A 13346-nucleotide genomic window follows, 5' to 3' on the forward strand; every position below is an offset into this window, starting at 1 on the left:
TTCTTATAACAGCCTTTCTGCCGCAAATGAGCCAGCGCCATAAGTAAAATTAATCAGGCTGCGTGCGACTATTCACGCAATTAAAATGAATTTCTATTCAAATGGAAAAAGGGGGCCGGGACAACGGGAGGCTGTCAATAAAGAAAAAGAGAGGGTTGGATCACAGTCGCCGAGAAGCAGGCGGCCCTCCAGATTATTCGGTTGGTGCAATTAGTCAAGTGATTTAGCGCCAGCGCAGGCATCGTCGGCGATCGTGGCGTCAGATGCACCATAACGGGGCATAACGCGCGTTTTCCGGCGCTTCGCCGCGCCATCAGTCGCGTAATTACGTTATGATGAACCTGTTCTTTTCCAGGGAGTTCGTATGAAACAGATTCGCCTGCTGGCGCAGTATTATGTTGATTTGATGGTTAAGCTGGGACTGGTGCGTTTTTCGCTGCTGCTGGCGTCGGCGCTGGTGGTGCTGGCGATGGTGGTACAGATGGCGGTGACCATGGTGCTGCGCGGCCATGTCGAAAGCATCGACGTGGTACGTTCGGTGTTCTTCGGGCTGCTGATTACACCCTGGGCGGTTTACTTTCTCTCGGTGGTGGTCGATCAGCTGGAGGAGTCCCGTCAGCGTCTGTCGCGGCTGGTGGATAAGCTGGAGGAGATGCGCACCCGTGATTTAGAGCTCAATCAGCAAATGAAAGAAACCATCACCCAGCTCAATCAGGAAATTAGCGATCGTATCAAGGCGGAGCAGGCGCGCGAGCAGGTGATGGATAAGCTGCGCGAGGAGATGGCACGCCGCGAACAGGCGCAGATCGAACTGGAACAGCAATCTTCATTTCTTCGCTCTTTTCTCGACGCTTCGCCCGATCTGGTGTTCTACCGCAATATCGACAAGCAGTTCTCCGGCTGTAACCGCGCTATGGAGCTGCTGACCGGCAAAAGCGAAAAGCAGCTGATTGGCCTGACGCCGCGCGATATCTACGACGACGACGCGGCTACCAAAGTGCTGGAGACGGATGAAAAAGTTTTCCGCCATAACGTATCGCTCACTTATGAGCAGTGGCTGCAGTACCCGGACGGGCGCAAAGCCTGTTTTGAAATTCGTAAAGTGCCCTACTACGACCGCGTCGGCAAACGCAGCGGCCTGATGGGCTTTGGCCGCGATATTACCGAGCGTAAGCGCTACCAGGACGCGCTGGAGAACGCCAGCCGGGAGAAAACCACCTTTATCTCTACGATCAGCCACGAGCTGCGTACGCCGCTTAACGGCATTGTCGGCCTGAGCCGCATTTTGCTTGATACCGATCTCAATCAGGAGCAGCTGAAATACCTGAAAACCATTCACGTCTCTGCCATTACGCTCGGCAACATCTTCAATGACGTCATTGAGGTCGACAAGATCGAGCGCCGCAAGGTGCAGCTGGATAACCAGCCGCTCGACTTCACCGGCTTCCTGGCGGATCTGGAGAACCTTTCCGGGCTGCTGGCGCAGCCGAAAGGGCTTAAGTTCGTGATGGCGCCTGATTTGCCGCTGCCGCACAAGATTTGCGCCGACGGTACGCGCCTGCGTCAGATCCTGTGGAACCTGATCGGCAACGCAGTGAAGTTCACCCAGCAGGGCGAAATTGTGGTGCGCGTCGCCTATGAATCGAACGAGACGCTGCGCTTTGAGGTTGAAGACTCGGGGCAGGGCATTCCGCAGGAAGAGCAGGACAAGATCTTCGCCATGTATTACCAGGTAAAAGATCAGCACGGCGGCAAGCCTGCGACTGGCACCGGCATCGGGCTGGCGGTATCGCGTCGTCTGGCGCAGGCGATGGGCGGCGATATTACCGTACGCAGCGCGCCGGGGCAGGGCTCATGCTTTACCGTACTGATTAAGGCGCCGCGCGTGGCCGAAGAGGTAGAGGATGACAGCAGAGACAGCAGCATGCCGCTGCCAGCGCTGCACGTTTTGCTGGTGGAAGATATCGAACTGAACGTGATCGTGGCGCGTTCAGTGCTGGAGAAGCTTGGCTGCAGCGTCGAGGTCGCCATGACCGGCCAGGCTGCGCTGGAGATGTTTGATCCGCTGGAATTTGATCTCGCCCTGCTGGATATCCAGCTACCGGATATGACGGGTCTCGACGTCTCGCGCGCTATCCATCAGCGCTATCCGGACGCCAGCCTGCCGCCGCTGGTGGCGCTCACCGCCAACGTGCTCAAAGACAAAAAAGAGTATCTGGAGGCCGGTATGGACGATGTGCTGAGCAAACCGCTCTCCGTGCCGGCGCTGACCGCCATGATCAAAAAGTTCTGGGATCATCAGAACGAAGAGGCGGGTGCTGACCACCCGGAAATCGATGGCAAGACGCGCGCGCTGCTGGATGTGCCTATGCTGGAACAATATATTGAACTAGTGGGCCCCAGCCTGATTACACAGAGCCTGACAATGTTCGAACAGATGATGCCTGGCTATCTGGAGGTGCTCGATTCAAATTTGATGGCGCGCGACCAGAAAGGTATTGCGGAAGAGGGGCACAAAATCAAAGGCGCGGCGGGATCGGTTGGGCTACAGCACCTGCAGCAGGTGGCTAAACAGATTCAAAGCCCGGAGCTGCCGGCATGGTGGGACAACGTAGGAGAATGGGTCGAAGAGCTCAAGCGCGAATGGCGCCATGATGTTCAGGTATTGCGCGACTGGGTGGTGGAAAGAGAAAACCAGGGGGGCTAAAAAAAATGACCCCAGTCGAAGACCGGGGTGCGCGAATACTGCGCCAACACCAGGGAAAAAGTCGCTGTTGCTCTACTTGGAGGCGTTTAAATGCAGCAGCGTGGTATCGGTTAACGTCTGCCATCACCTTAGCAAATTCATCAATGACCAGGTAAAGATTCATTAAAATGTGTGATGTTGAGCAGCGTTTAAATACAGAAAACATTAATTTGGCAACACAGTCAAGTAAGGAATTAATTTCTGCGTTGCATTGCGCTCATTTTGACCAATTGTTGCATTTTTTGTGCGGTTTTCAGTAGCCGCAACCACCGGAACATGGCCTTAAGCCAGGGAAAAAGGCTTAAGGCGGTTTTTGGCATCCATAATCATGGTAACCTGATGAAATATAAAGTTTAAGTTGCACTTACCATAATCTTATCCAAAACGTTTTGGAAAGCGCGCCCTTAAAGTTCCAGTTTTGAATTGAGTCCTGCCAAATTACAGCGGTTGACGCGTCAGTTTTAATGGTTGAGCCAGTATGCGGGAAATCAAATTCGCGGCATGAGGTTGTCAATTGTGTAACCATTCGCTTCAATTGGTGAAAAGCGCAACAGTGCGGAATCTGGCACAGTTTAGAAAGTTGAATCATTCAAGGCGGCGCTTATCACAAATAATTAAGTAAAGGGCGTAAAAAGGGATAAGCATGCAGCAGGTATGGAACCGATTCCTTTTTTGCGGAAGTGCTTGATGTCACTGGATCTGTTTTAATATTTTGGCGGTAAAATCTCGTGGTGGCGGTTATCTTACGCGCATCTTTTGGCGCTTCTTCAGCGATTTTGACCAAGACGCGGCTTTCATCACGTCGGAAATTGATTAATGCAGGGAACAGGTAAGAGAAGATTGCATGAGCAAGAATAAAGGAAAGCGCTGGCAACGCCTTAAGCGCGCTGTTACTGGCGCAGCGATCGCTGTAGTCGGTATCTGGGTCGCAGGAATTATTCTGTTTTCCTTTCTGCCGGTGCCGTTTTCAGCGGTAATGGCGGAACGGCAAATTGGTGCCTGGCTGCGCGGCGATTTTCATTACGTCGCGCACGCCGACTGGGCGGGGCATGACGACATATCGCCCTGGATGGCGCTGGCGGTGATCGCCGCAGAAGACCAAAAGTTTCCCGAGCACTGGGGTTTTGACGTCGACGCGATTGAAACGGCGCTGGACAGCGAAAGCGAGCGAATGCGCGGTGCCTCGACGCTGTCGCAGCAAACGGCGAAAAATCTCTTTCTCTGGGATGGACGCAGTTGGGTGCGGAAAGGGCTGGAAGCGGGTTTAACGGTCGGCATCGAAACCGTCTGGACCAAGCGTCGCATCCTGACGGTCTATCTGAATATCGCTGAGTTCGGTCAGGGCACCTTCGGCGTGGAGGCGGCGGCGCAGCGCTATTTTCACAAGCCTGCCAGTCGATTAACCCTGTCGGAAGCGGCGCTGCTGGCGGCGGTGCTGCCGAACCCCATCCGTTTTCGCGCTGACGCCCCCTCAGGCTATGTGCGGCAGCGTCAGCAGTGGATTATGCGCCAGATGCGCCAGCTGGGTGGAGAAGGCTTTTTGCAGCGCCATCATCTCAACTAGCCTTTACTCTTCGTCGAAGCCAGCCTCGAAAAGTTCGATGACGGCAGCCAGCGCCTGACGCTCTTCCGGGCCGCTGGCTTCAATCTCAATATGGCCGCCTTTCGCCGAGTCGAGCATCAGCAGGGCGATGACGCTGCTGGCCTCCGCCTCGGTGCCGGATTCGTTACGCAGCAGCACGTCGGCATCGAAGCTCTGTACCAGCTCAAACAGCTTCATGGCCGGACGCGCGTGCATGCCCAGCTTATTTTTGATTTCCACAGTTTGTTTGACGGTCATGATTTGCGTTTTTCCAGCGTACGATGGCGTGACTGCACGTTTTTGCCGCGTGAGCGGAAGTAATCCGCCAGCTGTTCGGCAATATAGACCGAACGGTGTTTACCGCCGGTGCAGCCGATGGCAACGGTCAGATAGCTGCGGTTGTTGGTTTCCAGCATCGGCAGCCAAAGCTCAAGATAGCTGCGCGTCTGATAGATAAAGTTGTGTACTTCAGTATGGCGATCGAGAAACGCCGCCACCGGGCGATCGAGGCCGGTCATCGGCCGCAGTTTGGGATCCCAGTGCGGGTTGGGCAGAAAGCGCACGTCGAAAACGTAGTCGGCGTCGATGGGGATGCCGTGCTTAAAGCCGAAAGACTCAAATACCATGGTCAGTTCGCGTTCGCGCTTGCCCAGCAGGCGCGTGCGCAGCATCTCGGCCAGCTCGTGGACCGACATTTCAGAGGTATCGATAATTAAATCGGCACGGGAGCGCAGCGGCTCCAGCAGATCGTTCTCTTCATCGATAGCGCTTTCCAGCGACAGATTTTTGCTGGAGAGCGGGTGCAGGCGGCGCGTGTCGCTATAGCGGCGGATTAGCGTATTGCGATCGGCGTCCAGAAACAGCAGCTGCGGCGAAAAGTCATCCGGCAGATTGTTCAGCGCATGTTCGAATACCTCTGGCGACTCCGGCATATTGCGCACATCAATGCTGACGGCGGCCGAAATATTGCGCTCCACCAGCGAATTCGCCAGCTCGGGCAGCAGCACCACGGGCAGGTTATCAACGCAGTAGAACCCCATATCTTCCAGCGCGCGAAGCGCCACCGACTTTCCTGAGCCTGACCGACCGCTAACGATCATCAGCACCATGACCTTCTCTCCCGTTTTAAACCAGCGCGCACGCCGGTAAAAGCGCAGCGCGCGTTACTGCTCCTCTGGAGCTTCTGTAATAATGGCGTAGAGTTCTTCATCGCTCTGTGCCGCACGCAGGCGGCGACACACGGTCTTATCCGCCAGGCGTTTCGCGACCAGAGACAGGGTGTGCAGATGGGTTTTGCACTGATCCGCTGGCACCAGCAGCGCAAACAGCAGGTCGACCGGCTGGTTATCTACCGCATCGAATGCGATAGGCTGGTCGAGACTGATAAAAACACCGACGGCGCGCAGCGTGTCCTCTTCCAGCTTACCGTGCGGAATGGCGATACCGTTGCCGATACCGGTGCTGCCCATGCGTTCACGGGTCAGGATCGCTTCAAACAGCGTTTGATGCGGCAGATTAAGCTGCTTCGCTGCCAGCTCGCTGATAATTTCCAGCGCGCGCTTTTTACTCTGGCAGTGTACGCCGCTGCGCGTACAGTCCGGCGTCAGCACGGTGCTCAGTTCCAGTGTCAGATCGTTGTTCATTGTCGTTTCACTTGCGAGTTCACAGAGCCGCGGGCCTGCCGCGCTAAACAGCCGCGCGGTATCCCGTGGCGCTTGCACAGATGGCAAAACGGGGCGGTAAATCCGCCCCATCCTGACCGCCCTGAGCGCGCGACAGGCGCGCTGCAAGCGTGAAGGTTAGTGTTTTTTCAGTTTGTCTTTATGCCGGGTGAGCTGACGGACGAGTTTATCCACCAGTCCGTCAAGCGCCGCATACATATCTTCCGCTTCCGACGTGGCGTGCTGCTCGCCGCCGTTGACGTGCAAAGTCGCCTCTGCAACCTGAGTGACCTTTTCCACTTTCAGAACAATATAAACCTGATTAATACGATCGAAGTAGTGTTCCAGTTTGGCAAATTTCGTATTGATGAACTCACGCAGTGGTTCAGTGATTTCAACGTTTTGCCCAGTGAGGTTTAGCTGCATAGGTCTTCCTTCTCATTTCGGTCAAACCAGCTGTTTGCGCTGGTTGGAGGGCGGGATAGATAAAGACTCGCGATATTTAGCGACGGTCCGGCGCGCCACCATAATGCCCTGTTCAGATAACATGGTGGTGAGCTTGCTGTCGCTCAAGGGTTTAGCGGGATTCTCCGCCGAGATTAATTTTTTCACCAGCGCGCGGATCGCCGTAGAAGAGGCTTCGCCACCGCCTTCGGTATTCACATGGCTGGAGAAAAAATATTTAAGTTCAAAGATGCCGCGCGGGCTGTGCAGGTATTTCTGCGTGGTCACGCGAGAGATGGTGGACTCATGCATATCCACGGCCTGGGCGATATCCGCCAGCACCATAGGACGCATAAACTCTTCACCCTGTTCGAAAAAGGCCTGCTGCTGCTCAACGATGCAGCGCGTGACTTTCAGCAGCGTATCGTTGCGGCTTTCCAGACTTTTGATCAGCCAGCGCGCTTCCTGCAGATTAGTGCGGATAAACTGACTGTCGCTGTCGTTCCGCGCCGCGCCGCCCATAGCGGCGTAATGCTGATTGATCCTGAGACGCGGCACGCTATCGGCGTTGAGATCCACCGTCCAGCGCTTGCCGACCTTACGCACCAGCACATCGGGAATGACATATTCCGGCTCGCCGGTCTGCACCGACTGGCCAGGACGCGGATCCAGCGACTGAATCAGCAGCATCGCCTCTTTCAGCACATCTTCTTTGAAACGGGTGACGCGCATCAGGCTGCGGAAATCGTGGTTGGCCAGCAGGTCGAGATGATTGCTGACGATCAGGCGCGCCTCGGCCAGCATCGGCGTGGTCGGCGCGAACTGGGAAAGCTGCACCAGCAGGCAGTCGCGCAGATCGCGCGCGCCAACCCCCACCGGATCGAAGCGCTGAATACGCTTCAGCACCGCCTCGACCTCATCCAGCGCCAGCTCTTCATCGCCCATGCTGTCGAGGATATCCTCAAGCGAAACGGTAAGATAACCAGTATCGTCGATGGCGTCGACGATCGAGGTGGCGATAGCGCGATCGGTATCGGTAAAGGGCGTTAAATCTACCTGCCACATCAGGTAATCCTGCAGCGACTGAGTCGTTTCGCCCTGATAGACCGGCAGCTCATCATCCTGATAGTCAGTACCGGTGCCGGAAGGGGTGCCTGCGGTATACATTTCGTCCCAGGTGGCGTCGAGCGGCAAATCGTCCGGCAGCTCTTTCTGTTCAAGCGCCTCGCGCGTGTCCAGCACCTCATCTTCCTGATAGTCGCGGCTGTCGATCTCTTCATGCATTTCAGCCTGTTCCAGCAGCGGATTACTCTCCAGCGCCAGCTGCAGCTCTTGCTGCAGCTCAAGCGTAGAGAGCTGCAGCAGCCGAATGGCCTGCTGCAGCTGCGGAGTCATCGCCAGCTGTTGGCTGAACCTGAGTTGCAAACCTTGCTTCATATTCAGGACGGGATTTCCTAAGCAAACATCGTATTAACGACACCTTATCAGAGTCTGAACTCTTCGCCCAAATAAACCCGTTTAACCTGCTCATCTTCAAGAATTTCATTCGGCGTGCCGTGAGCGATAAGACGCCCCTGGCTGACGATATAGGCGCGTTCGCAAACCGCCAGGGTTTCACGTACGTTATGGTCGGTAATCAGCACGCCAAGCCCGCTGTCGCGCAGATGCTCAATGATTTTTTTAATATCGATAACCGAGATGGGATCGACGCCGGCGAAGGGCTCATCCAGCAGGATAAATTTAGGATTAGCGGCCAGCGCGCGCGCAATCTCGACGCGGCGGCGCTCGCCGCCCGACAGCGCCTGACCCATGCTGTCGCGCAGATGGGCGATATGGAACTCATCCATCAGCTCGTTAGCGCGATCCTGACGCTGCTCTTCAGTGAGATCGTCGCGAATTTGCAGCACCGCCATCAGGTTGTCGTAGACGCTGAGGCGGCGAAAAATCGACGCCTCCTGCGGCAAATAGCCAATGCCGCGACGCGCGCGAGCGTGCAGCGGCAGGATGCTGATATCATCCTCATCGATCACGATGCGACCCGCATCGCGCGGTACGATGCCGACGACCATGTAGAAGGTGGTGGTCTTGCCCGCGCCGTTAGGGCCAAGCAGGCCAACGATCTCGCCCGATTTCACCTGCAGGCTGACATCTTCCACCACGCGACGGTCTTTATACGCCTTCGCCAGATTTTCTGCGATTAAAGTGGCCATAGCGATCAGTTACTCTTTTTCGGGCTGTTAGCGTTCTTGTCCTGCAGCTGCGACGGCACCAGCACGGTGGTGACGCGCTTGCTCTGACCCTGGCTGTAGGCCTGCATTTTCTGCTCTTTGACCAGATAGGTTATACGGTCGCCTTTGATGTTGCTGTCCTGCTGCTCGATATAAGCGTTGCCGGTCAGCTCGACAAAATCTTTCGCCAGCTCATAGTGCAGCTTAGCGGCGTGGCCCTGCACCGGCTTGCCGCTATCCTGCATCTGATAGAAGGTGGCAGGATTGCCGTAGGCATCCACGATGGTTTTATTGCTGTCGCCGCCAGGCCGCGTTACCACCACTTTATCGGCGGTGATTTTGATCGTTCCCTGGGTCACGATGACGTTGCCGGTAAAGGTCGCCACATTGCCTTGCAGGTCCAGTGCCTGGTTTTCGGAGTCGATGTTAACGGGTTTGTCCGAGTCGCCGGTCACCGCCAGCGCGGGCAAGCTGGCCGCCAGCAGAGCGCCGACCAGGAAAAACTTAAGGCTGTTGTTGTGCATTTTGAATTTCATAATAAGTTTTGACCTTTTCAATCAACTCGGCGTTTTTCGTCCGTAGATTCCCGCGCATCTTCATGCCGGTAGAGTTAAAACCGCGCCCGAACAAGGTAACCTGATCGTCGGAGGTCACGTCCTGCGAGATGAGGTTGACCTGCGCGTTGTCCGTTTTGATGCGCTGCAGCTGTGAATCCTGCGTCAGGGTATTCACCTCGACGTGGCCATACAGATAAAGCATACGATCTTTGGTTAATTTGGCTTTATCGGCGCGCACCGACCATGTCGGCATTTTATTTTCGTCGTAGGTGGTCATAACCGGCTTGTCGAACCAGCTCACTTCATCCGCCGCGAAATAGGTCACTTTATCGGACACCAGTTTGTAAGCCAGCGCCCCTTGGGGGTTGTAGACCACGGTGTTCGAATTCGCGCTGGTATAGGTCGGCTCCTGGTCGTTAGCGGCGACCGGCGCGCTGCTTTCATCCTGACTGGTCAGGTTCCAGCCGATTAGCACCAGCGCAATCAAGGCCAGAATCAGCGTTATCCAACGCCTGCTTTTACTCATACTGATTGCCCTTTGGCATCCTCAAATTTGTTCTGCGCCATTAAAATCAGGTCGCAAAGTTCGCGTACTGCGCCGCGTCCGCCTGCAATGTGCGTAACGTAATGGGCGCGCGGCAGCAATACCGGATGCGCATCCGCTACCGCCACGCTCAGTCCTACCCGAGCCATCACCGGCCAGTCGATGAGGTCATCGCCGATATAGGCGACCTGCTCATCGGAAAGCGACAGTTTATCCAGAAGTTCGCGATAGGCCAAAAGCTTATCGGACTGTCCCTGGTAAAGATGACGAATGCCTAAGGTTTTGCAGCGATCCTCCATCAGACGCGCGTTGCGTCCGGTAATAATCGCCACCTCTATATCAGAGGTTAGCAAACAGCGGATGCCGTAGCCGTCGCGCACGTTAAAAGCCTTCAGCTCTTCGCCGTTATTACCCATATAGATCACGCCGTCGGACATCACGCCGTCGACGTCGCAAATCAGAAGGCGGATTTGACCGGCGCGCGCCATCACCTCCGCGCTGACCGGGCCGTAGCAGGTTTCTACCAGGGGAGTATTTACCGACATTCTTATTTCCTGTTCAGACTACGCCAGCGCGCAGCATGTCATGCATATGTACCACACCGAGCAGACGATCGTCATCGGCCACCAGCACAGCGGTAATGTTTTTGTTTTGCATCAGGTTCAGCGCTTCGACCGCCAGCATATTAGGGCGCACCCGAATGCCGCCGCGCGTCATCACTTCCGAAATAGTGGCCTTCTGAAAGTCGATGCCCATATCGAAAATGCGGCGCAGGTCACCGTCGGTAAAAATGCCTTCGATCTTCATGAGATCGTCGACAATAACCGTCAGCCCTAAATTTTTACGCGTAATCTCCAGCAGCGCGTCGCGCAGCGAGGCGTCGCGCGTCACGTGCGGGATTTCGTCGCCGCTATGCATGATGTCGCTGACGTGCAGCAGCAATTTGCGGCCCAGCGCGCCGCCTGGATGCGACAGCGCGAAATCTTCCGCGGTAAAACCGCGCGCTTCCAGCAGCGCCACCGCCAGCGCATCGCCCATGACCAGCGTCGCCGTGGTACTGCTGGTTGGGGCGAGCCCGAGCGGGCAAGCTTCCTGGGGGACTTTTACGCACAGATGCACATCGGCGGCGCGGCCCATGGCGCTCTCGGAGCGGCCGGTAAGGCAGATAAGCGGCACATGCTGACGCTTCAGCACCGGGATCAGCGCCAGAATCTCGTTGGACTCGCCGCTGTTTGAGATAGCGAGCACCACATCGTTGCGGCCGACCATCCCCAGGTCGCCGTGGCTGGCTTCGCCGGGATGCACGAAAAAGGCGGGGGTACCGGTACTGGCGAAGGTGGCGGCCATCTTCTTGCCGATATGGCCCGACTTGCCCATGCCCATGACGACCACTTTGCCCTGGCAGCGATAGATCATCTCGCAGGCGCGGGTAAAGTCGTCATTAATATACTGGTCCAGCTGCTCCAGACCTTCACGCTCGATGCGCAGTACCGCTTTTCCCGCCGTCTGAAAGTCGAAATTCGCGTTAGAAAGCTGAGTTGACATGGCAAACCTGTCCTTTGTTATCCGTCGAGGAAGGCGGGCTGAACCCATAAGAGCGCGCCCCAGACGATGAAACCACAGAGTAAGAAAGCGCCTGCGACGCGGCCAATGCGACGGCGGCGCTGCAGGCAGAGCAGGGCGAACAGCGCGCTGACGGCCAGCATGACCCAGTAATCGCGCGCAAAGGCGTGCTCGTCCACGCTACCGGGATTGATCAGCGCCGGTAAGCCCAGCACGATGGCGATATTATAAATGTTGGCGCCGATAAGATTGCCAATAGCGATATCGTCCTCGCCTTTCAGCGCGCCCGCCAGCACCGTCGCCAGCTCCGGCAGGCTGGTGCCTACTGCGATCAGCGTGGCGCCCATTACCAGCTCGCTGACGCCGAAATAATCGGCAAAGGCGGTGGCGTTGTCGATTACCATGCGCGTCGCCATGGGCAAAATAATCAGCGCGACCGCCAGCCAGAGAAAGGCTACCGTGTTGCCGCTCTCTTCGCGCGGCAGCTCCGCGAGCTGTTCGCGTGTCAGGGTATCGCTATTGTCCCGCTCGGCGCGGCGCGCGAAGCGGATTGCCACCAGCAAATAGGCGATGGCGATGGCGATCAGGCCGAGGCCGTCAAGGCGGCTCAGATAGTTATCGAACAGCATCAGGCCGCTGAGCAGCGAAACCAGCAGCATCAGCGGCAGCTCGCGCCGGATCAGATTGGAGTAGATATTCAGAGGGTGCAGTAGCGCCGCGCCGCCAAGGATCAGTAAAATATTGGTAATATTGGAACCCAGCGCGGTGCCAACGGCGAGATCCATCTGGCCATGCTGCGCCGCCGAAAAAGAGAGGATCATCTCCGGTAGCGAGGTGCCGATACTGACGACCGTCATGCCGATAATCAGCGGCGGGATACCAAAGGATCGACACAGTATCGCGGCGCTAAACACCAGGCGATCGGCGCCATAAGCCAGTAAAATCAAACCAACGATCATCAGGGCAGCGGCTACGAACATGGAAAATCCTTGGATGAAAGGCGTTGCCGTCACGTCTTGTGCGGCAGGTTTCAGCTTCTGTTATCAGAAACAGGCGCTGATTTTGACCGTCTGAGCGGCAAAAGTAAATTTTATGCCCGCTTTCGCCAAATGAAGGCGGTAAGTTTCTGTAATGCTATCGTGCACTGGCGCATTACAGGCTACCATCGTAGGCTTTATAACGCCCGATCCACAGAAGAGGTAATAATGGACCAACAGGAAACGAACCTGGTTGAGGTTCGTGGCGTCAGTTTTACACGCGGCGATCGTCCGATTTTCGACGATATTTCGCTGACGGTGCCAAAGGGAAAAGTAACGGCCATTATGGGGCCGTCGGGCATAGGCAAAACGACGCTGCTGCGCCTGATTGGCGGCCAGCTGCAGCCCGATCGGGGGGAAATCTGGTTTCGTGGTGAAAATATTCCCAGCCTGTCCCGCGCGAAGCTTTACGAAACCCGCAAAAAGATGAGCATGCTGTTCCAGTCCGGCGCGCTGTTCACCGACCTGACGGTATATGAAAATGTGGCCTGGCCATTGCGCGAGCATACGCAACTGCCCGCGGCGCTGCTGCACAGCACGGTGATGATGAAGCTGGAAGCGGTAGGACTGCGCGGCGCGGCGCAGCTGAAGCCGGCAGAACTCTCTGGCGGCATGGCGCGGCGTGCCGCGCTGGCGCGCGCTATCGCGCTTGAGCCGGAGCTCATCATGTTTGACGAACCGTTTGTTGGCCAGGATCCCATTACCATGGGCGTGCTGGTCAAGCTGATCGACGAGCTCAACCATTCGCTGGGCCTGACCTGCATTGTGGTATCGCACGATGTGCCAGAGGTGCTCAGCATCGCCGACAGAGCCTATATTGTGGCAGGCCAGAAAATCATTGCGCAGGGCAGTACACCGGAGCTGCGGCAAAACCCTGACCCGCGCGTGCGTCAGTTTCTGGATGGGATCGCGGACGGACCTGTCCCGTTCCGGTTTGCCGCCGGGGACTATCTTGCCGACTTAACCGGCTCAGGGAGAGTGTAA

14 protein-coding genes are annotated in these 13346 nt (G+C 56.3%); 3 read left to right on the forward strand and 11 right to left on the reverse strand.

Going from position 1 to position 13346, the window contains the following annotated elements:
• The first annotated feature begins 364 nt into the window (after nucleotides 1-364).
• Nucleotides 365-2707 (forward strand): aerobic respiration two-component sensor histidine kinase ArcB, encoded by a 2343-nt coding sequence (arcB, locus tag Q9R34_RS13545; protein WP_485894351.1) that lies wholly within the window; start codon nucleotides 365-367, stop codon nucleotides 2705-2707.
• Nucleotides 2708-3590: 883 nt separating this feature from the next.
• A complete protein-coding gene (gene mtgA, locus Q9R34_RS13550) occupies nucleotides 3591-4310 on the forward strand; it encodes a monofunctional biosynthetic peptidoglycan transglycosylase (protein WP_434124266.1) in 720 nt (239 codons plus the stop codon).
• A gap of 3 nt (nucleotides 4311-4313) precedes the next feature.
• Here the strand turns inward: mtgA and npr are convergent, their stop codons facing one another.
• The 11 genes from npr to Q9R34_RS13605 all read right to left on the reverse strand — a co-directional run bounded on the left by npr (nucleotide 4314) and on the right by Q9R34_RS13605 (nucleotide 12305).
• Nucleotides 4314-4586, reverse strand: a complete 273-nt coding sequence (npr, locus tag Q9R34_RS13555) for a PTS phosphocarrier protein NPr (protein WP_434124268.1) — start codon at nucleotides 4584-4586, stop codon at nucleotides 4314-4316.
• Nucleotides 4583-5437 (reverse strand): RNase adapter RapZ, encoded by an 855-nt coding sequence (gene rapZ, locus Q9R34_RS13560; RefSeq protein ID WP_485894354.1) that lies wholly within the window; start codon nucleotides 5435-5437, stop codon nucleotides 4583-4585. Before rapZ ends, npr begins: the two co-directional genes overlap by 4 nt.
• 54 nt (nucleotides 5438-5491) lie before the next feature.
• Nucleotides 5492-5971, reverse strand: a complete 480-nt coding sequence (ptsN, locus tag Q9R34_RS13565) for a PTS IIA-like nitrogen regulatory protein PtsN (RefSeq protein WP_033749262.1) — start codon at nucleotides 5969-5971, stop codon at nucleotides 5492-5494.
• Nucleotides 5972-6127: 156 nt separating this feature from the next.
• Nucleotides 6128-6415: a ribosome hibernation promoting factor gene (gene hpf / locus Q9R34_RS13570; protein ID WP_485894356.1), complete on the reverse strand. Its 288-nt coding sequence runs from the start codon at nucleotides 6413-6415 to the stop codon at nucleotides 6128-6130.
• Between the two features lie 21 nt (nucleotides 6416-6436).
• Nucleotides 6437-7870 (reverse strand): RNA polymerase factor sigma-54, encoded by a 1434-nt coding sequence (gene rpoN, locus Q9R34_RS13575; protein ID WP_485894358.1) that lies wholly within the window; start codon nucleotides 7868-7870, stop codon nucleotides 6437-6439.
• A gap of 47 nt (nucleotides 7871-7917) precedes the next feature.
• Nucleotides 7918-8643, reverse strand: a complete 726-nt coding sequence (gene lptB, locus Q9R34_RS13580) for an LPS export ABC transporter ATP-binding protein (protein WP_485894360.1) — start codon at nucleotides 8641-8643, stop codon at nucleotides 7918-7920.
• 5 nt (nucleotides 8644-8648) lie between these two features.
• Nucleotides 8649-9197, reverse strand: a complete 549-nt coding sequence (gene lptA, locus Q9R34_RS13585; protein WP_033749266.1) for a lipopolysaccharide ABC transporter substrate-binding protein LptA — start codon at nucleotides 9195-9197, stop codon at nucleotides 8649-8651.
• On the reverse strand, nucleotides 9166-9744 hold the full coding sequence (lptC, locus tag Q9R34_RS13590) for an LPS export ABC transporter periplasmic protein LptC (RefSeq protein WP_434124270.1): 579 nt from the start codon (nucleotides 9742-9744) through the stop codon (nucleotides 9166-9168). Before lptC ends, lptA begins: the two co-directional genes overlap by 32 nt.
• A complete protein-coding gene (gene kdsC / locus Q9R34_RS13595; RefSeq protein WP_434124271.1) occupies nucleotides 9741-10307 on the reverse strand; it encodes a 3-deoxy-manno-octulosonate-8-phosphatase KdsC in 567 nt (188 codons plus the stop codon). Before kdsC ends, lptC begins: the two co-directional genes overlap by 4 nt.
• 13 nt (nucleotides 10308-10320) lie before the next feature.
• Complete coding sequence (gene kdsD / locus Q9R34_RS13600) at nucleotides 10321-11307, reverse strand: arabinose-5-phosphate isomerase KdsD (RefSeq protein ID WP_485894363.1); 987 nt, start codon at nucleotides 11305-11307, stop codon at nucleotides 10321-10323.
• 17 nt (nucleotides 11308-11324) lie between these two features.
• A complete protein-coding gene (locus tag Q9R34_RS13605; protein ID WP_485894365.1) occupies nucleotides 11325-12305 on the reverse strand; it encodes a calcium/sodium antiporter in 981 nt (326 codons plus the stop codon).
• Between the two features lie 225 nt (nucleotides 12306-12530).
• On the opposite strand from Q9R34_RS13605, the gene mlaF reads away from it, so the two are divergent.
• The gene (gene mlaF / locus Q9R34_RS13610) at nucleotides 12531-13346 is read left to right on the forward strand and encodes a phospholipid ABC transporter ATP-binding protein MlaF (protein ID WP_033749271.1); all 816 of its coding nucleotides are present in this window, start codon (nucleotides 12531-12533) and stop codon (nucleotides 13344-13346) included.

The sequence above is a fragment of the Enterobacter sp. BRE11 genome (assembly GCF_031844285.1).
GTDB lineage: Bacteria > Pseudomonadota > Gammaproteobacteria > Enterobacterales > Enterobacteriaceae > Pantoea.